This window comes from Acidovorax sp. SUPP3334 (assembly GCF_030159055.1).
Classification (GTDB): Bacteria; Pseudomonadota; Gammaproteobacteria; order Burkholderiales; family Burkholderiaceae_C; genus Paracidovorax.
The window spans coordinates 50,239-68,202 of the sequence record NZ_BQXQ01000024.1; the positions used below are offsets into that span (position 1 = coordinate 50,239).

Consider the following 17,964-nt stretch of genomic DNA (forward strand, 5'->3'; position numbering starts at 1 on the left):
CCGGACCGGGGCCGTCAGCGGGCCAGTTGCTGCCAGGTGGCGATCACGCTGTCGGGGTTGAGCGAGATCGACGAGATGCCTTCCTTGGCCAGCCACTCGGCGAAGTCAGGATGGTCGCTGGGCCCCTGGCCGCAGATGCCCACGTACTTGCCCTGCGCCTTGCACGCGGCGATGGCACGCGACAGCAGCGCCAGCACGGCCGGGTCGCGTTCGTCGAAGTCCTGCGCGAGCAGTTCGAGCCCCGAGTCGCGGTCCAGGCCCAGGGTGAGCTGGGTCAGGTCGTTGGAGCCGACCGAGAAGCCGTCGAAGTACTGCAGGAACTCGTCGGCCAGCACGGCGTTGCTGGGCACCTCGCACATCATGATGACCTTGAGGTCGTCCTTGCCGCGCTGCAGCCCATGCTTGGCCAGCAACTGGGTGACCTTGTCGGCCTGGCCCAGCGTGCGCACGAAAGGCACCATCACCTGCACGTTGGTCAGGCCCATCTCGCCGCGCACGCGCTTGATGGCGTCGCATTCCATCGCGAACGCCTCGCCGAAATCGGCGCTGATGTAGCGCGCCGCGCCGCGAAAGCCCAGCATCGGGTTTTCTTCCTCGGGCTCGTAGCGGCTGCCGCCGATGAGCTTGCGGTATTCGTTGGATTTGAAGTCCGACAGGCGCACGATCACCGGCTTGGGCCAGAAAGCAGCGGCGATGGTCGCCACGCCCTCGGCCACCTTGTCCACGTAGAACGCACGGGGCGAGGCATGGCCGCGCGCCACCGACTCCACCGCCTTCTTCAGGTCGGCATCGACGGCGGGGTAGTCCAGGATGGCCTTGGGATGCACGCCGATGTTGTTGTTGATGATGAACTCCAGCCGGGCCAGGCCCACGCCGTCGTTGGGCAGCTGGCAGAAGTCGAAGGCCAGTTGCGGATTGCCAACGTTCATCATGATCTTGGTGCTGATCTTGGGCATTTCGCCGCGCTGCACTTCGGTCACTTCGGTTTCGAGCAGGCCGTCGTAGATCTTGCCGGTGTCGCCCTCGGCGCAGCTCACGGTCACCAGGGTGCCGTCTTTCAGCAGGCTGGTGGCATCGCCGCAGCCCACCACGGCCGGAATGCCGAGTTCACGCGCGATGATGGCCGCGTGGCAGGTGCGCCCGCCGCGGTTGGTGACGATGGCGCTGGCGCGCTTCATCACGGGTTCCCAGTTGGGGTCGGTCATGTCGGTCACCAGCACGTCGCCGGGCTGCACCTTGTCCATCTCGGCGATGTCGCTCACCAGGCGCACGGGGCCGGTGCCGATCTTCTGGCCGATGGCGCGGCCTTCGGCCAGCACGGTTCCGGTGCCTTTCAGCTTGAAGCGCTGTTCGGCCTGGCCCTTGGACTGGCTCTTCACCGTCTCGGGGCGCGCCTGAAGGATGTACAGCAGGCCGTCGGTGCCGTCCTTGCCCCATTCGATGTCCATGGGGCGGCAGTAGTGCTGCTCGATCACCAGGGCGTAGTGGGCGAGTTGCTCCACGTCGGCATCGGACAGCGAGAACCGGTTGCGCTGCTCGGTCGCCACGTCCACCGTCTTGACGAGCTTGCCCGTAGCGGCCTTCTCATCGGCGGAGGCAAACACCATCTGCACCAGCTTGGAGCCCAGGTTGCGGCGGATCACGGCCTTGTTGCCGGCCTGCAGCATGGGCTTGTGCACGTAGAACTCGTCGGGGTTCACGGCGCCCTGCACCACCGTCTCGCCCAGGCCGTAGCTGCTGGTGATGAAGACCACCTGGTCGAAACCGGACTCGGTGTCGATGGTGAACATCACGCCGGCCGCGCCCAGATCGGAGCGCACCATGCGCTGAACGCCGGCCGACAGGGCGACCACGTCATGCGCGAAGCCCTTGTGCACGCGGTAGCTGATGGCACGGTCGTTGTACAGGGAAGCGAACACTTCCTTCATCTTGTGCAGCACATCGTCGATGCCGACCACGTTGAGGAAAGTCTCTTGCTGGCCGGCGAACGAGGCGTCGGGCAGGTCTTCCGCCGTGGCAGAGGAACGCACGGCGAAACTGGCCTGGGGATTGCCTTCGGAAAGCGTTGCGAAGGCTTCGGCGATGGCCTGCTGCAGGTCGGCCGGGAATGGCTGGGCCTCGACCATGGCACGGATCTCGGCGCCGGCGGCGGCCAGGGCGCGCACGTCTTCGGTGTCCAGCGCGGCCAGGCGCTTGCTGATCTTGTCGGCCAGTCCGTCGTGCGCGAGGAACTGGCGGAAGGCGTGCGCCGTGGTGGCAAAGCCCGTGGGGACGCGAACGCCCTGGGGCAGTTGGGAGATCATCTCGCCGAGGGAGGCGTTTTTGCCGCCTACCGACTCGACATCGGTCATTCTCAGGTTTTCAAACGGAACGACCAGGGCGGTCGCGTTGAAGAGTGCAGACATGGGATAGCTCCAGAAGTTGAAACTGGGTCTGCGCCTGCGCTCCCGAGGAGCAATTGCGGGCGAGCGCCCATGCACGGCGTTCGGCTTGGTTGTTGTGGTTGTGGGCCGCCGGGGGTGTGCATGGTGGGAATTTGGATAATGGGCGCCATTGTAGGCTCGCCCTGCGCGGCCGCGCTGGCAGCGGGCTGACGGCCTTGTTTCACTTTTCGGAAACCCCTGCCCATGCACACGCGCACCGTTTTCTTCATCTCCGACGGCACCGGCATCACGGCCGAGACCTTCGGCAACGCCATCCTGGCCCAGTTCGACATGAAGCCGCGCCACGTGCGCCTGCCCTTCATAGACACCGAGGACAAAGCCCACCAGGCCGTGCGGCAGATCAACCACACGGCGGAAGTCGAGGGCAAGAAGCCCATCGTCTTCACGACGCTGGTCAACATGGGCGTGCTTCGCGTGATCCAGGAGGGCTGCAAGGGCATGCTGTTGGACATGTTCGGCACGTTCATCCGGCCGCTGGAGACCGAGCTGGGCACCAAGTCGCACCACCGGGTGGGACGATTTTCGGACGTGAGCCTGAGCAAGGAATACACCGACCGCATCGAGGCGATCAACTTCAGCCTGGACCACGACGATGGCCAGAGCCACCGTGACCTGGCCGGCGCCGACGTGATCCTGGTGGGCGTGTCGCGCAGCGGCAAGACGCCGACCAGCCTGTACCTGGCCATGCAATGCGGCTTGAAGGTGGCCAACTACCCGCTGATTCCCGAAGACTTCGAACGGCGCCAGCTGCCTCCGGCCCTGGAGCCCCACCGCAAGAAGATCTTCGGGCTGACCATCCAGCCCGAACGGCTCTCGCAGATCCGCAACGAACGGCGTCCTAATTCCAAATATGCGGCGCTGGACAACTGCCGCAATGAAGTGTCCGAAGCCGAAGCCATGATGCGGCGCGCGGGCATCCGCTGGCTGTCAACGACCACCAAGAGCATCGAGGAAATCGCCACGACCATCCTGCAGGAAGTGCGTCCTGAGCGGCTGGTGTATTAATCGGTAACGACTTGGTCAGACGAATCAGCGGCTGAACAGAAAGCATCCCTTTATTATTTGTGGATGGACAGAGACGGCTTCGCACAGCCTTCCGTCGGTCTATCGGTTAATAAAAAGGGAGAACGATGGCTGAAATCGAGTGTCGTGCATCCAACAATTCACCTACGTGGGGGTTGATTGATCTATTTGCTTGGAAGCTGATTCCGGACCGCTTGGGTGGTGGCCGACAATACATCCAGAACTTCAAGGACGCGTGGGTTCGTCATAACAAGCAGTACATCCTTGAAGCTGCCACCAAATATCGACTTCCCCCGCCATTGTTGGCTGGTGTTTGCTGGATCGAGGTGGGAGGCGATCCCAGTTTCATCGATCGTGTCGCCTTTGAAGTTCGTTCATTCGACTGGAGCGGCCCTCCTGCCATCGACAAAATGGCGATCACCCGGCACCCGAACAAAACCTCTTTCGGCTCTGTCAGCATTCAAATCCGCACCGCCGGCGAGACGATGGGCATTCCCGCTTCCGCCATGTCGGTCACCCAATCGAGGGGACTCGCCAACTGCCTGCAAAGGGATGTTTTCAATATCGACGTTGTGGCGCAGCATCTGAGGCAATTGGCCGACCACGATCAGTACACCTTTCCGCTGAGCATGGAACAGGTCCGCATCATCGGCGCGCGCTACAACAGAGGCGTGGGTCTGTCTTTGGAGCAGATTCAACAGAATACGAGCTATGGAAACTTCATCGTCAATTTTTGGCCGCGGTTCACCAGCCTGATTGAATAAGAATGAGGTCCATCAGCCATGAATAAATTATTGCGGATCACCCTCCATACGGCGTCGATATTCGGCCTGTTGGTCATGGCGCTTCTGCCAGGGAATCAATACGACTTTATGCACGAGATGGACCCGTCCATCCCTGCCAATGCCATCGAAAACGGATCAAACAATGCCATCGTGGCCACGATTGCGATTTTCGCAATCGTCGCAGTAATGCAAATTGCCCTCGCAGTGAAAGCATCCAGGCCACAGGCTCGCGTTCTGCCCGTGATGCAGATTCTTCTTGGCCTGACGATCCTTGCGGTCAAAGTGACCGGGTAAGCTGAAAAGATTGCGGGAAAGTGCCTCCTACCTTGTTCTACTTGGGCTGTTGTTGTGGCGTGCCGCTACCCTGGGAGCAGTAGTGCTGATGGCGGTTGGCCGCCGTCAAGAGAAAGGCCGTCATATCCATCAATGATCACCCGGACGTCAGGCGTGCTTTATTCATAAGTCAGTAACTTAGAGAACACTCTCTTGCGCAGTGCGGCGATCGGTGCTTTCATTGACGGCATGAAACGAGACGGACGCACCCTGGCCCACAATGTGTTGGAAGAAATGCGCATGCTGGCCGTACAGCGCATGCGCGAAGGAGAGTCGCCAGCAGCGGTGGCGGCTTCCTTTGGCATGCACAGGGGCTGGGCCTACAAGTGCAAAGCCGCTGCCAGCGGGCGCGGAAATGGGCTGCGCGCGCTGCGCTCGACCAAAGGCACAGGCCGCCCGCGCAGCCTCACACCCGTGCAGGAGCGCCAGGTTTTTCGCTGGGTCAACGGCAAAAACCCACGCCAGCACGGCTTCGACTTTGGCCTGTGGACGCGCCAGATTGTGCGAGAACTGGTGGCGCAGCGTTTTGGGGTGAACCTGTCGCTGGCCAGCATCGGAGCCTTGCTCGCGCGTCTGGGCCTGACACCGCAAAAGCCCTTGCAACGAGCTTACCAACGTGACCCGCAAGCCATTGAGCGCTGGGTCACCGAGACCTATCCGGCCATTGCCCGGCAGGCCAAGCGGGACAAGGCCGAAGTCTTCTTCTGGGACGAGTCGGGCTTTCGCGCTGATGCCGTGCATGGCAAGACCTGGGGAGCCAAGGGCCAGACCCCGGTCGTGGAGCGCCCGGGCCAGCGCCAGTCGATCTCGGCGGCCTCAGCCGTCAACTCCAAAGGGGCGTTCTGGTTTGAGACCTACCAGGGAGCGCTTACAGGCGAGTTGTTCGTGCAACTGCTCAAGAACATGATGGCCGAGCGTGAGAAACCCGTGCACTTGGTCGTCGATGGCTTGCCGGCTCACAAGAAGGCCCTCGTCAAGCAATACGTGGCAAGCACGGCAGGCGCATCGACGTTGCACTTCCTGCCCGGCTATGCGCCAGACCTCAATCCAGATGAGCTGGTATGGAGCCACGCCAAGCGCACAGGGGTGGCGCGCAGTCCATTGCGAAAGGGAGACAAGCTCAAGGAGCGTGTGGATGCGCAGTTGCAGTCGGTGGCTGAAGATCCTGCACTCATCAGGTCAGGTCATTCTTCAGACACCCATCTGTCGCCTATATTTCTGACTTTTGAGTAAAGCCTGCTCAAGCAGGCTAACGCCCTGATCATCGGGCAGGCTCCACTTGGCGAAGTACGAATGCACGGTGCGCCACTTGGGAAGATCGCTGGGCAGTGCCCTGCATTGGCACCCTGTGCGCAGCAGATACAGCACCGCGCACCACACCTCGTACAAGTCAACGGTGCGTGGCTTGGTCTTCTTGCGCGCACTCTCCAGCATCGGCTTGATGATCTCGAATTGCTCGCGGCTCGTATCGCTGGGATATTTCTTGGTTCGCACCTCGTCATTGTCAGTGAGCAGACAAAGATCGTGAACACGTTCTAAGGCAATTCATGTTGCATCTTCCTTACACATCAGCCTTTCCATGGTCTTGTAATAGCCGTTGAAGTCTGAATCGCTGCACCAGAACTCCTTGTTGCCGATCACGTAGAGACGCTTCTTTGCGCGAGTGACAGCCACGTTGACGAGATTCGGTTTTCGGCCTGCGTAACTTGAGATGACGCCGCGGCGGGCCGGGTCGCCGCCCAGCAAAAAGATCACGAAGTCGGCCTCCTTGCCTTGGAAGGTGTGGACCGTGCCACACATCTCTTTCGCCGTTTCCTTACCAAAACGGGCGCTCAACAGGTCTCTCATGCGCTCGCTGACGAGCCTGAAGGGAGTGATGACGTAAATCCGGAGCTTCCCTTTTCCATCCCGAACTTTGCCGTCTGTAAGCTTTTCTATACCTTCCAGCGCTCGCTTGGCTTGGGACTCGATCCAGTGTCCTTGCGCGTCATCGTTGGATGCATCAAGCCAAGCACTGGGAGTTGCGGCGAAGCTTGCATCTTCACGAGTCCCGTAAACCATCCTGTTTTCGTACGCGATGGCATTGGCAATCTGAAACATGGGGTTGATGCAACGACGATGCACCACCAAGGGAGATCCGAGCCAGATGTCGGTTCCATCCTCCTTGGAGCCCATCAAGGTGCCATAACGATTTGACCGATCAGCAAGGGTTTGAACGGAAGCATCCGGTGGCACGTACTTCGGCAACGTGCCGCAATAGGCCTGGAGTGGAGCCACCAGTTCTTGAGGAATGTTGACGACAGGTTCGAGTTGGATTGGATCGCCAACAATCACCGCCCGTTTGGAACGCCAGATCGCGCCAATGGCCTGCTGGGGTGTCGCCTGGCCCGCTTCATCGATGAGAACCCATGCAAGGTCATTGCCTTTGACGCCTTTGAAGAGGCGTGGGAACGATGCGAACGCAGTCGAGACCAACGGGACGGTGACGAAAAAAGCATCCCACAAGGGCATGACGCCACCCTGTACCCGCCAGCCATGAAGCTTGCCTTGCAGGAGGTCAACGAACATCGACAAGGTTGGCTTGAGCTTGCTCCATGCGTGCACGACAAATGCCTTGTGCAGTTCCATGGATGCCACAAAGAGCTCACGGCGAGCATTGAAGAGGGCGCCATCGTCCTGGTATGGCGAGACTTGGTGGAATTCGTCGCGGGACAGCGCAAACAGATGCCAGGCCTTTCGGCTGGAGTCCCGCAAGGAAGCTGCATCCAATTTCTTGGTCATCACCTCAATCTGGCCGCTCAATTGCGCCTGGGTGCTCCTGAGTTCGGCCAGCGTCGATGTGCGCTGTTGGAACAGGCCGGTAACTCGCTGCAACTCGTGCCTGCAGGCGCTCGCATTGCCCTGACATTTCGCATGTTCGGCCGAAACAACCGAGAGGCCGGTGATGCGGGGAAACCCAGCGTGCTCCATGCGCTGGCATGCGGCGTTTACCGCATTTTTGCATTTCTGCTCCTGCTCTTGCAGAGAACGGAGCTTTGTATCCCAATGCTCGATCGAGTGCTTCAGCTTCTGTGCGTCGCGATACTTTTTTTGCGCTCGCTCGATGAGGTCATTCAACTGTCGATGCCGTGCCGCCCACTCGGCCACCTTGTCCCGCGAGAACCATCGCGTCAGAAGCCCTGGCCTGCATCGGTCATGATTGACCAGATTGCGCTGGCTGGCCTTCTCTTCACTTTCAGCTTCGGCCATCTCCATGATCAGCGCATGCACCTCCCCCACAGGCCGGCTTGCCACGTGCGCGGAGGCAAGAGCAACGGCTTCGTCGTGCTTGGCCTTGGATGCGGCCAAGGCCTGGGCATGCTCCAAGCGTGAGGTCGATACCACCAAAGCAGCCGCCGCTGCATCGCTGGCCTGCTTCGCCTTGCTTGCTGCGGATTCAAGCTGCACCAGCTCACCCTGGAGTTCAGCCTCCTGGGCCTGCAACTGGACCAGCGTGTCCTGGCTTCGAGGCAAACGCTCTAAGGTGTCCGCCAGATCAGCGGACTTTTTGACCTCCGCTGCCGCTCTCTGGCGGGCCGATTGATAGCGCGCCTTTGCATCTTGCCAAGACGGAACGCCGGCTTTCTGACTGTCGACCCACTCAGGCAAAGACATCTGCGCAAGAGGATTGGGCGTGCCATCGGGCAGCTTTTTACATTCCTTGTTCGGAAACCAGAACGTGCTTGCGAAAGCGTTGCGATTGGTAGAGTTGCCCAAGGCGGCAGATATCAATCCCCACGTCTGTGGAGACGCCGGTCGACTCTCCTTCCTCTTCAAACCCATCGAATCAGAGACTTCAGAAAAATAATCCAGTTTGATCGCTTCATCGATGGCGCTCAGCCCTGGCAGTTCCAGGCTGATGTTCTCTACTGCGCCATTGTTGGCACTGGCGACTACCATGCCGTAGCCGCATAGCGAGGCATCAAGCTTCCAGACTTTGTATTTGTGGTCCTCGACTTTCAGTTCCTCGCTGAAGGCATCGTTGGGATGATTGAAAGCCATCAGCGCATCTGCCCGCTGCTGAATCACGGTCGCCACAATGTCCTTGAGCATGGTGGTCTTTCCTGTCCCTGGTGGTCCATTGACCGAGAACAGGCCCGTGCTGCCAAGATCACGATGGATCGCGTTCACCGCGAACTGTTGAGCGGTCACCAGCGGGTGGCTACCGGGCCATGCGGCCAGCGGCAGCTTGCTGGGATGCAAGCCATCCACCAAGGGCGCTTTGTCGTCCTTCACGTCCAGATCCACGCGCTCAGGCGACTCGATGCTTGCCAGGAATTGGTTGAGCGCGGCTCCGGTGTTCCCCGTGGAAAAGGCAGCTTGAACAGTTTCCACCTCCTCTGCATAGAAACTGTTGAGCGGGTCATTCATTTCCTTCTTGCTCTTTTTGCCCACGCTCTGCGTCTTGATGACCCACGGCGCCTCACTGGACGGAGCCCACCCCAGTTTCTGGAAAAGCAGCGCCGTCATTGCCCGAACATCGTCGGCAGTGATGCTTCGATACGTCTTGCGCATTTCTTCGGCCTTGGCCTCATCCTGCTCACTCGTCAGAAGGGAGGAAACCGTGGTCAATTCCCTGCTGTTGTCGGCCTGGGGTGGAAGCAGAGTTCTTTTCACCAGCAGCGCCTTCAGGGCTTCAACCGTGGCAGCTTCGGCGCCATCGGTGCCAAAGAAACCCCTGAAATCGAACCGTGTCCCCTTGCGGCTAGCAGCCGCAAGGTTGCCAAGCGCCCACGGCGTCGAGCTGACGAAGGGGAGACCCGCCACGTAGCCCTCATCATCGATGGCCAAGACGAGCGATGCTGCATTTGCTGGGCTCGGTTTTTCGTCGTCATGAATCGCCGGTGTGCCCAGAATCACTCGCGCTGCGTTCGTGTACACCTCCCCGGGTAGTACGCCCGCATAGAGGAGGAAGCGCTTCGTAGAGTCTTCCCTCACCATAAATAACTTATCGAGATCGTCCCGCTTCTCTGGATCGACCCACGGCATGTCGTGGTCGGAGAGGCTGTCTACAGGAATTTCCCAGTTGCAAAGGTTTTTTTCGCGCTTTACCTCAGGAGGCTTTTGCGGGTTCAGGTACTCGAAGGCTTGCCAGAGTTGAAGAGCAGAGGAAATGTTGCGCTGTGTCTCTGAATTGACTTTTTTCATGGGTCGCGATCATAGGTCCGTCGAGCAGCCGATAAAGAGACGGTACCGCCTTCCGCAGAACACGTGCCAGGCCTACCCCGCTGACGTGATGTGAGCAGCACGCCGTCGTGTGGTCACAGCGCCCCCAAAAAGCGGTGTCGCGCCCTTCCCCATTGTTGGCGGCATACCAGCGGCCCCCGCCGCAGCATCGAGTCTCCCCACCGCCCCAGGAGACCCGACATGACCTCGCGTGCCACGGCCAGCCACGGCGCTCCCGTCCACCTCCCCCTGCGCGGCGTGCTGGCCGTGGCACTCCTTTGTGGCGGCGTCGCATCGGCGCACGCCGATCCCGCCATCGAGCGCGAGCAACTGGCGAGCGCCATGCGCCTGCTCGACCAGGTGGACCGCATCGCCCTGGCATCGGACGCCACGGCGGCTGCGCAACCGGCCCGATACCACTTCGACTACGCCCGCCTGCGCGACGATGTGCGCCGCATGCGGGTGGGCGTTGCCAGTTACCTCACGCCCCAGCGCGCTCAGCCGCGCGACCCGTCGTCCCTGGCGGGCCATTACATCCGTGAGGAAGCCCGCGACAGCACCAGCCCTTCACCGCAGCGGGAGCGATCGCGATGACCGCGAGCGCCGATCAGATCGCCGCGTTCCAAGCCAACGGCGGCTTCACGCCTTCGGCCGTTTCGACCGTGGTGCTGAGCTTCGTCTTCGCCGTCCTGCTGCTGTGGGGCGTGTGGGCCATGCGCACGGCCTATGTCGGCTGGGCCGAGCACCGGATTTCGCAAAGGCAGTTCGTGGGCGTGATCGCCCGCTTCCTCGCGATGTACCTGGTGCTGAGTTTTTTCCTGCTTTCCTGATGACCGCCAAGGACTTGCCATGAACCTGCTCCCCAACCGCCTTCGCCGCCGTGCCGCCTGCATGGCGGGCACCGCTGTCGCGGCCACGCTCCTGCCGCTGGCGCCGCCGGCACGCGCCTCCGGCCTGCCCACCATGGAAGACCCCTCGCGCGGCGCCGGCAGCGGCATCCTCAAAACGCTGCAGAACTACGGCTACGACATCGTGCTGCTGGTGGCCCTGCTGGTGGTGGCGTCGATGTTCATCGGCGTCTGCTACCACGCCTACACGCGCTATTCGGAAATCCACACCGGCCGCGCGACCTGGGGCCAGTTCGGCCTGACGGTGGCCGTGGGCGCGATGCTGCTGGTGGTGGGCATCTGGCTGCTCACCAAGGCCACGGCGATCCTGTAGGGCTGCGCGCCGATGGCTCTCCCTGAAACACCGCGCGACGGCCTCGTGGCTTTCCTGCCGCATCGCCTGAACCGCCAGCCCGTGGTCGTGCGCGGCCTGACCGCCGACGAGCTCTGGATCTGCGCGGGCCTGTCCGCCGCGGCCGGGCTGATCGCAGGCCTGCCGCTGGCCTGGCTCACGCGCAGCGTGGCCATGGTGCCGACGATGATCGTGGCGGGCATCGCCGCGGGCGTGTTCATCGGCGGCGGTCTCCTGCGCCGGCAAAAGCGCGGGCGCCCCGACACCTGGCTGTACCGGCAGATGCAATGGCAACTGGCGCTGCGCCATCCCCATTGGGCCGCTCGGTTCGGTGGCCGCGACCTGGTGACCCGCACGGGTTGCTGGTCCACGCGCCGCACGTCGCGCATTCGGCGCCCCCGGCCGCGGGGCCGCACGCCATGAGCCGCATCAAGAACGAGGTGGCGCACCTGCAGGCCCATGTCACCACCCTGCGGCGTGGCGGTGCTGCGCTGTTCGCGTTGGCGCTACTGCTGGGCCTGGGCTGGTGGAACGCGCCCCGCCACCTCACGATCCATGTGCCGCCGGACCTTCGCTCGGGCAGCACGCGCAAGTGGTGGGACGTGCCGCCCGAGAGCGTGTATGCGTTCACCCTCTACGTCTTCCAGCAAATCAACCGCTGGCCCACCAATGGCGAGGACGACTACCCGCGCAACCTGCGCGCCCTGTCCGCCTACCTCACGCCCGCCTGCCAGGCCTTGCTGCAGCAGGACTACGAAACCCGGCGCAACAACGGCGAGCTGCGCCAGCGCGTGCGGGGCCTGTATGAGTTGCCCGGCCGCGGCTACGGCGACGACCCCGCCACGCGCGTCAAGGTGCTGTCCGAACGCGACTGGGTGGTCACCCTGGACGTCAGCGCCGACGAGTACTACGGCGGCGAACAGGTCAAGCGGGCCCTGGTGCGCTATCCCCTGAAAGTCGTGCGCCTGGACGTCGATCCCGAGCGCAATCCGTTCGGACTCGCGCTGGACTGCTACAGCGGCGCGCCGCAGCGCATCGCGCCGCCCTCGCCTGCGGCCTCGGCGCCGGCCCCAAGCACAGGCCCCTCCACGTCGCCTTCCATGCTCCCGCCCATTGCCCCTTCCCCCACGCTGTCCGGAGGCCATCCATGAAGCGCTTCGTCCTGCCCCTGGCGCTGGGCGCCTGCGTCCTGTGGGGTGGCACACCCGCGGCGCACGCGCTGCAGATCCTGCGCTGGGAGCGCCTGCCGCTCGCGGTGCCGCTGCGCATCGGCGAGGAGCGCGTCCTCTTCATCGACCGCAACGTGCGCGTCGGCGTGCCGGCCGCGATCGCCGACCGTTTGCGTGTGCAGAGCGCCGGTGGTGCGATCTACCTCAAGGCCAGCGAAGCGATCGAGCCGACGCGCCTGCAGCTGCAGGATGCCGACAGCGGCGCGCTGATCCTGCTGGACATTGCCGCCGAGCCGGCGAAGGACGGGCAGGCGCCGCTGGAGCCGGTGCGCATCGTCGAGGGCGAGGCACCGGGTCCCCGCTATGGCGCGCGCGATCACGCGAGCGGCGCCGCCGATACCGAACTGCCGGCAGATGCCACGGCCCCATCGACGCCGGAGGCCGCATCCACCGGCCGACGCGAAACCCCCGTCGCGGTGGTGCTCACCCGCTACGCCGCGCAGAACCTGTACGCGCCGCTGCGCACCGTGGAGCCCGTGCGCGGGATCACGCAGGCTACCCTGCGCCGCGGCCTGGACCTGGACACCCTGGCGCCGTCCCTGCCCCTGCGGGCGAAGCCGCTCGCCGCCTGGCGCATGGAAGACCAGTGGGTTACTGCGGTCCGCCTGACCAACACCTCCCCGCGCTGGATCGACCTCGATCCGCGCATGCTGCTGGGCGACTTCGTGGCCGCGACGTTCCAGCACCCGGGCCTGGGACCGGCGGGCGATCCGACCGATACCACGGTGCTGTACCTGGTGACGCGCGGCCGCGGACTGGCCGATGCCCTGCTGCCGCACATCAGCCGCATCGACGCCGCGCAGAACCTGCCGCGCGCGCCCGGCAGCGAGGCGGATGCAGAGCCATCCCCGGGAGCTCCCCATGCAAAGTAACGGCCTGCTCAAGTGGCTGATGATCCCCATGGCCGCGCTGCTGGTTTTCGTGGGGATGCAGGTGTTTTCTGGGCGCAAGCCCGATCGCGCCGCATCGGGCGAGGTGGCGGCCCAGCTCACGCCGGAGGAGATGAAGGCGCTCGGCATCGATGGCGACACGCCGCGCGACACCGTCGCCACACTTGTGGCGCAGGTCAAGCAGTTGCGCAACGAGCTGCAGACCTCGCTGGGCGACAACAAGAACCAGCGCGCCGAGAACGAGCGCCTGCGCCAGCGCGAAAGCGCCATCGACCAGCGCATCCAGGCCGTGCTCGACAGCGAACGCAGCCGCCTGCAGCAAGAGCGCGACCAGGTGGCCGGTGACAAGCAGCAGACCCAGGGGCTGCTGCAGGACCTGCAGCACAAGCTCGACCAGATGGGCGGCAAGCACGGCACTGCGGACTTGCCGGTCGGCCTGGGCCTGGAGGATGGCGACGGCAAGGGATTCGGCACGGCGGCCGGCACGCACGGGGTGCGCTGGATCGAACCCGATGATGCGCGGCCGGAAGGCGCCAAGGGTCCGGCGACGGCCGCTGGCAAGGCGGACCGGTTTCCGATGCGCTTCGGCGCTGCCGATCCTGCTGGCGGCGCACCGCCCCCCTCCTCGCCAGCGCCCATGGCCGACGCCGGCGCGACGACCAAGGCCTCGGCCAAGGCCGTCTACACGGTGCCCACCAACGCCACGCTCATGGGCTCGGTCGCGATGACGGCCCTGATCGGGCGCGTGCCGGTGGATGGCACCGTCAACGATCCCTACCCGTTCAAGGTGCTGGTCGGCCCGGACAACCTGACGGCCAACGGCATCGACCTGCCGGAGGTGGCGGGCGCCGTGGTGAGCGGCACGGCATCCGGCGACTGGACGCTGTCGTGCGTGCGGGGCCAGATCCGCTCGGTGACCTTCGTGTTTAGGGACGGCACGATCCGCACGGTGCCCGAGGACAAGGGGCAGGGCGGTGGCAACCCAGCCAATACGGGCACGGGCAACACCGCCGATGGCCACGGCCCGATCCTGGGCGGCCTGGGCTGGATCAGCGATCCGCATGGCATCCCGTGCGTGAGCGGCGAGCGCCGCAGCAACGCGCAGCAGTACCTGGGTTCGCAAGCCCTCATCACCGCCGCAGGGGCCGGCGCCGCCTCGCTGATCAAGAGCGACAGCGGCAACGTGGCCGTGGTCAGCAACGGCAACGGCACGCTGGGCACGGTGGGCATCTCCGGCAACGAAGCCATGGGCCGCATCCTGGCCGGTGGCATCCAGGAGATGTCCCAGTGGGTGAACAAGCTCTACGGCCAGGCGTTCGCCGCCGTCTATGTGCCGCCCGGCGCCCAGGTCGCCATCCACCTCGAACAACCCTTGCAGATCGACTACGACGCGCAGGGGCGCAAGGTCAACCACACCCTCGGAGGCGCACATGCGACGGACCTGGACTAAGCCCACGGCAGCCGGGAGTGCGCTGCTCACCCTCGTCCTGGCATTGCTCACGGGATGCGCCACCCACAAGGAAAAGTTGCTTTCCCACGGCGATCGCACCATGCGGGATATCTGGGACCAGGAGACGGGTGGCGGCGGTCGCGCCAACGGCCCGGCCGCGCGGCAGCTGCTCGATGCGCGCCAGGTGCTGCGCCGCCCGCTCACCGAGGCAGACCGGCAGGCCATGCCGGCCGAGAACACGGCATACACCCGCACCGCGCAGAACGAGATCTACCGGCAGTTCCACCGGCTGCCCAATCCGGACCTGGTGATGTACGTCTTCCCGCACCTGGCGGGGACCGATCCGGTGCCCGTGCCCGGCTACAGCACCGTGTTCCCCTTGTACCAGCGCATCCAGTACGCCATGCCGGGCGAGCGCGTGGAGGACTACTGATGGTGCGGCGACCGCGCTGGCCGTGGACCCACCGGGACGCCGGGGCCGGGGCCGAGGCCCGCAATGATCCCGCGGGAAGCGATGTCGAGGGGCCGGATGCCTGGGAGCGGCACGTTGCCGAATTGGCGGCACACGGCATCCCCGAACCCGGCGCCCACGCGCGCGATCCGGGCCGGCCGCGCGCCACGCTCGCCGACGAGCGCGCGCTCTACGGCGTGGCCCCCTCGTTCGCGGACCTGCTGCCGTGGGTGGAGTACCTGCCCGCATCGCGCAGCGTGCTGCTGGACGACGGGGTCTCCGTGGCAGCCTTCTTCGAGCTGACGCCGATCGGCACCGAGGGGCGTGAGATGCACTGGCTGTGGCAGGCGCGCGATGCGCTGGAGAACGCGCTGCAGGATGCGTTCGACGAGCTGGACGATCACCCGTGGGTGGTGCAGCTCTATGCCCAGGACGAAGCCGACTGGGAGGGCTATCTGCGCGGTCTGGACGCCTACCTGCAGCCGCGGGCACGGGGCACGGCGTTCACCGCGTTCTACCAGCGCTTTCTTGCCCACCACCTGCGGGCGGTGGCAAAACCGGGCGGCCTGTTCGAGGACACGGCGGTGACGCGCCTGCCCTGGCGCGGCCAGGCACGCCGGGTGCGCATGGTGGTGCACCGCCGTGTTCCGGGCACCAGCGCCCAGCGCCGCGGCCCGTCCCCGGAACAGGCACTGGCGACGGTGTGCGACCGGCTGCAGGGCGGCCTGTCGAACGCGGGCGTGCGCGCGCAGCGCCTGGCCGCGGCCGACATCCACGCCTGGCTGCTGCGCTGGTTCAACCCCTGCCCCGCGCTGCTGGGCGACACGGCCCAGGACCGGGAGCGCTTCTACGAACTCACGCGCTATCCGGCAGACGAAGAAAGCGAGGAAGGCGAGATCGAACTGGCCAGCGGCACAGACTTCGCGCAGCGCCTTTTCTTCGGCGCGCCGCGCTCCGATGTCGCCAACGGACTCTGGTGGTTCGACGGCATGCCACACCGCGCGGTCGTGATGGACCGGCTGCGCACCGCACCGGGCACGGGCCACCTCACCGGCGAGACGCGCAAGGGCGGCGATGCGGTCAACGCGCTGTTCGACCAGATGCCGGAGGACACGGTGATGTGCCTGACGCTGGTCGCCACGCCGCAGGACGTGCTCGAATCCCACCTCAACCACCTGGCACGCAAGGCAGTGGGCGAGACGCTGGCGTCCGAGCAGACGCGGCGCGACGTGCAGGAGGCCCGCGGGCTGATCGGCAGCGCCCACAAGCTCTACCGCGGCGCCCTCGCCTTCTATTTGCGCGGACGCGACCTGGCGCAGCTGGACGAGCGCGGGGTGCAGTTGGCCAACGTGATGCTCGGCGCCGGCCTGCAGCCGGTGCGCGAGGACGACGAGGTGGCGCCGCTCAACACCTACCTGCGGTGGCTGCCCTGCGTGTTCGATCCGGCCAAGGACACGCGCCAGTGGTACACGCAGCTGATGTTCGTGCAGCACGCGGCGAACCTGGCCCCCGTGTGGGGACGCAGCCAGGGCACGGGGCATCCGGGCGTCACGCTCTTCAACCGCGGCGGCGGCACCGTCACCTTCGATCCGCTCAACCGCCTGGACCGGCAGATGAACGCCCATCTGTTCCTGTTCGGGCCTACGGGCTCGGGCAAGAGCGCCACGCTCAACAACCTGCTCAACCAGGTCATGGCGATCTACCGGCCGCGGCTCTTCGTCGTGGAAGCGGGCAACAGCTTCGGCCTGTTCGGCGACTTCGCCAAGCGGCTCGGGCTGAGCGTGCACCGGGTCAAGCTCGCTCCCGGTGCTGGCGTGAGCCTCGCGCCTTTCGCCGATGCTCGGCGCCTCGTGGAGACGCCGAGCCAGGTCCAGACCCTGGATGCCGATGCACTGGACGAGGACCGGGAGCACGGTGGCCCCACCCCCGATCACGACGAACAACGCGACGTGCTGGGGGAGCTGGAGATCACCGCCCGCCTGATGATCACCGGCGGCGAGGACAAGGAGGAGGCGCGCATGACGCGTGCCGACCGCAGCCTGATCCGCCAGTGCATCCTGGATGCTGCGCAGCGGTGCGCCGGCGACGGGCGCACGGTGCTGACCCGCGACGTGCGCGATGCGCTGCGCGCACGTGGAGAGGACACCACCTTGCCGGAAAGCCGGCGCACGCGGCTGCTGGAGATGACCGATGCGATGGACATGTTCTGCCAGGGCGTGGATGGGGAGATGTTCGACCGCCCCGGCACGCCCTGGCCCGAGGCCGACATCACGATCGTGGATCTGGCGACGTTCGCGCGCGAGGGCTACAACGCGCAGCTGTCGATCGCCTACATCTCGCTGATCAACACCGTCAACAACCTCGCCGAACGCGACCAGTTCCTGGGCCGGCCGATCATCAACGTGACCGACGAGGGGCACATCATCACGAAGAATCCGCTGCTGGCGCCCTACGTGGTCAAGATCACGAAGATGTGGCGCAAGCTCGGCGCCTGGTACTGGCTGGCGACGCAGAACCTGGACGACCTGCCGCGGGCCGCGGAACCGATGCTCAACATGATCGAGTGGTGGATCTGCCTGTCCATGCCGCCGGACGAGGTCGAGAAGATCGCGCGGTTTCGCGAGCTCAACGCGGCGCAGAAGGCGCTGATGCTGTCGGCACGCAAGGAGGCCGGCAAGTTCACCGAGGGCGTGGTGCTGTCCAAGTCGATGGAGCTGCTGTTCCGCGCGGTGCCGCCCAGCCTCTACCTGGCGCTGGCGATGACCGAACCGGAGGAGAAGGCCGAGCGCTTCGCGCTGATGCAGCAGCACGGCATCAGCGAACTGGATGCCGCATTGCGCGTGGCCGAGAAGATCGACCGGGCGCGCGGGATCGAGCCGCTGTCGCTCGATGCGCTGGGTTGAAACGGAGAACAA

At 64.6% G+C, this 17,964-nt stretch carries 14 protein-coding genes and 2 pseudogenes; 13 read left to right on the top strand and 3 right to left on the bottom strand.

The features are described from left to right. Positions 1–14: 14 nt before the first annotated feature. Positions 15–2,405 carry a phosphoenolpyruvate synthase gene (gene ppsA, locus AVHM3334_RS14710; protein ID WP_284413439.1) on the bottom strand — a complete coding sequence of 797 codons (2,391 nt, stop codon included), beginning with the start codon at positions 2,403–2,405 and terminating at the stop codon, positions 15–17. Between the two features lie 222 nt (positions 2,406–2,627). On the opposite strand from ppsA, the gene ppsR reads away from it, so the two are divergent. The 4 genes and pseudogenes from ppsR (at position 2,628) to AVHM3334_RS14730 (ending at position 5,814) form a co-directional block, all read left to right on the top strand. Then, complete coding sequence (gene ppsR / locus AVHM3334_RS14715) at positions 2,628–3,449, top strand: posphoenolpyruvate synthetase regulatory kinase/phosphorylase PpsR (protein ID WP_092744321.1); 822 nt, start codon at positions 2,628–2,630, stop codon at positions 3,447–3,449. 125 nt (positions 3,450–3,574) lie between these two features. Next, positions 3,575–4,231, top strand: coding sequence for a hypothetical protein (locus AVHM3334_RS14720; RefSeq protein WP_284413442.1), 657 nt, complete (start codon positions 3,575–3,577; stop codon positions 4,229–4,231). Between the two features lie 18 nt (positions 4,232–4,249). Next, positions 4,250–4,546: a hypothetical protein gene (locus AVHM3334_RS14725; RefSeq protein ID WP_284413444.1), complete on the top strand. Its 297-nt coding sequence runs from the start codon at positions 4,250–4,252 to the stop codon at positions 4,544–4,546. A gap of 228 nt (positions 4,547–4,774) precedes the next feature. Next, positions 4,775–5,814 (top strand): annotated as a pseudogene (locus AVHM3334_RS14730) (IS630 family transposase). On the opposite strand, the pseudogene AVHM3334_RS14735 reads toward AVHM3334_RS14730, so the two are convergent. Together AVHM3334_RS14735 and AVHM3334_RS14740 are read right to left on the bottom strand one after the other, a co-directional pair. Beyond that, positions 5,807–6,079 (bottom strand): annotated as a pseudogene (locus AVHM3334_RS14735) (transposase); the annotation flags it as partial. The pseudogenes AVHM3334_RS14730 and AVHM3334_RS14735 overlap by 8 nt on opposite strands. A 51-nt stretch (positions 6,080–6,130) precedes the next feature. After that, complete coding sequence (locus AVHM3334_RS14740) at positions 6,131–9,772, bottom strand: DEAD/DEAH box helicase (RefSeq protein WP_284413445.1); 3,642 nt, start codon at positions 9,770–9,772, stop codon at positions 6,131–6,133. A gap of 219 nt (positions 9,773–9,991) precedes the next feature. Here AVHM3334_RS14740 and AVHM3334_RS14745 point away from each other — a divergent pair, with 219 nt between their 5' ends. The 9 genes from AVHM3334_RS14745 to AVHM3334_RS14785 are packed head-to-tail and all read left to right on the top strand — an operon-like array spanning position 9,992 to position 17,952. Further along, positions 9,992–10,384, top strand: coding sequence for an integrative conjugative element protein, RAQPRD family (locus tag AVHM3334_RS14745; protein WP_284413448.1), 393 nt, complete (start codon positions 9,992–9,994; stop codon positions 10,382–10,384). Further along, positions 10,381–10,620 carry a TIGR03758 family integrating conjugative element protein gene (locus tag AVHM3334_RS14750; protein WP_284413452.1) on the top strand — a complete coding sequence of 80 codons (240 nt, stop codon included), beginning with the start codon at positions 10,381–10,383 and terminating at the stop codon, positions 10,618–10,620. Before AVHM3334_RS14745 ends, AVHM3334_RS14750 begins: the two co-directional genes overlap by 4 nt. A gap of 19 nt (positions 10,621–10,639) precedes the next feature. Next, positions 10,640–11,011 carry a TIGR03745 family integrating conjugative element membrane protein gene (locus AVHM3334_RS14755; RefSeq protein WP_502869915.1) on the top strand — a complete coding sequence of 124 codons (372 nt, stop codon included), beginning with the start codon at positions 10,640–10,642 and terminating at the stop codon, positions 11,009–11,011. Between the two features lie 12 nt (positions 11,012–11,023). Further along, entirely contained in the window at positions 11,024–11,452 is a 429-nt protein-coding gene (locus tag AVHM3334_RS14760; protein WP_284413454.1) for a TIGR03750 family conjugal transfer protein, read from the top strand. Then, entirely contained in the window at positions 11,449–12,180 is a 732-nt protein-coding gene (locus tag AVHM3334_RS14765; RefSeq protein ID WP_284413456.1) for a PFL_4703 family integrating conjugative element protein, read from the top strand. Before AVHM3334_RS14760 ends, AVHM3334_RS14765 begins: the two co-directional genes overlap by 4 nt. After that, the gene (locus AVHM3334_RS14770) at positions 12,177–13,130 is read left to right on the top strand and encodes a TIGR03749 family integrating conjugative element protein (protein WP_284413458.1); all 954 of its coding nucleotides are present in this window, start codon (positions 12,177–12,179) and stop codon (positions 13,128–13,130) included. The genes AVHM3334_RS14765 and AVHM3334_RS14770 overlap by 4 nt, the downstream gene beginning before the upstream one ends. Continuing rightward, complete coding sequence (locus AVHM3334_RS14775; RefSeq protein ID WP_284413460.1) at positions 13,120–14,598, top strand: TIGR03752 family integrating conjugative element protein; 1,479 nt, start codon at positions 13,120–13,122, stop codon at positions 14,596–14,598. The genes AVHM3334_RS14770 and AVHM3334_RS14775 overlap by 11 nt, the downstream gene beginning before the upstream one ends. Continuing rightward, entirely contained in the window at positions 14,579–15,031 is a 453-nt protein-coding gene (locus tag AVHM3334_RS14780) for a TIGR03751 family conjugal transfer lipoprotein (protein WP_284413462.1), read from the top strand. Before AVHM3334_RS14775 ends, AVHM3334_RS14780 begins: the two co-directional genes overlap by 20 nt. Then, entirely contained in the window at positions 15,031–17,952 is a 2,922-nt protein-coding gene (locus tag AVHM3334_RS14785; RefSeq protein ID WP_284413464.1) for a conjugative transfer ATPase, read from the top strand. The genes AVHM3334_RS14780 and AVHM3334_RS14785 overlap by 1 nt, the downstream gene beginning before the upstream one ends. Positions 17,953–17,964: the final 12 nt, after the last annotated feature.

Bases quoted from the DNA above. Each gene is read 5' to 3' on its own strand.
- ppsR (WP_092744321.1), top strand. From the start codon at position 2,628: ATGCACACGCGCACCGTTTTCTTCATCTCCGACGGCACCGGCATCACG.
- AVHM3334_RS14785 (WP_284413464.1), top strand. From the start codon at position 15,031: ATGGTGCGGCGACCGCGCTGGCCGTGGACCCACCGGGACGCCGGGGCC.
- AVHM3334_RS14755 (WP_502869915.1), top strand. From the start codon at position 10,640: ATGAACCTGCTCCCCAACCGCCTTCGCCGCCGTGCCGCCTGCATGGCG.
- AVHM3334_RS14725 (WP_284413444.1), top strand. From the start codon at position 4,250: ATGAATAAATTATTGCGGATCACCCTCCATACGGCGTCGATATTCGGC.
- AVHM3334_RS14775 (WP_284413460.1), top strand. From the start codon at position 13,120: ATGCAAAGTAACGGCCTGCTCAAGTGGCTGATGATCCCCATGGCCGCG.
- AVHM3334_RS14720 (WP_284413442.1), top strand. From the start codon at position 3,575: ATGGCTGAAATCGAGTGTCGTGCATCCAACAATTCACCTACGTGGGGG.
- AVHM3334_RS14750 (WP_284413452.1), top strand. From the start codon at position 10,381: ATGACCGCGAGCGCCGATCAGATCGCCGCGTTCCAAGCCAACGGCGGC.
- ppsA (WP_284413439.1), bottom strand. From the start codon at position 2,405: ATGTCTGCACTCTTCAACGCGACCGCCCTGGTCGTTCCGTTTGAAAAC.
- AVHM3334_RS14745 (WP_284413448.1), top strand. From the start codon at position 9,992: ATGACCTCGCGTGCCACGGCCAGCCACGGCGCTCCCGTCCACCTCCCC.
- AVHM3334_RS14740 (WP_284413445.1), bottom strand. From the start codon at position 9,772: ATGAAAAAAGTCAATTCAGAGACACAGCGCAACATTTCCTCTGCTCTT.
- AVHM3334_RS14760 (WP_284413454.1), top strand. From the start codon at position 11,024: ATGGCTCTCCCTGAAACACCGCGCGACGGCCTCGTGGCTTTCCTGCCG.
- AVHM3334_RS14780 (WP_284413462.1), top strand. From the start codon at position 14,579: ATGCGACGGACCTGGACTAAGCCCACGGCAGCCGGGAGTGCGCTGCTC.
- AVHM3334_RS14770 (WP_284413458.1), top strand. From the start codon at position 12,177: ATGAAGCGCTTCGTCCTGCCCCTGGCGCTGGGCGCCTGCGTCCTGTGG.
- AVHM3334_RS14765 (WP_284413456.1), top strand. From the start codon at position 11,449: ATGAGCCGCATCAAGAACGAGGTGGCGCACCTGCAGGCCCATGTCACC.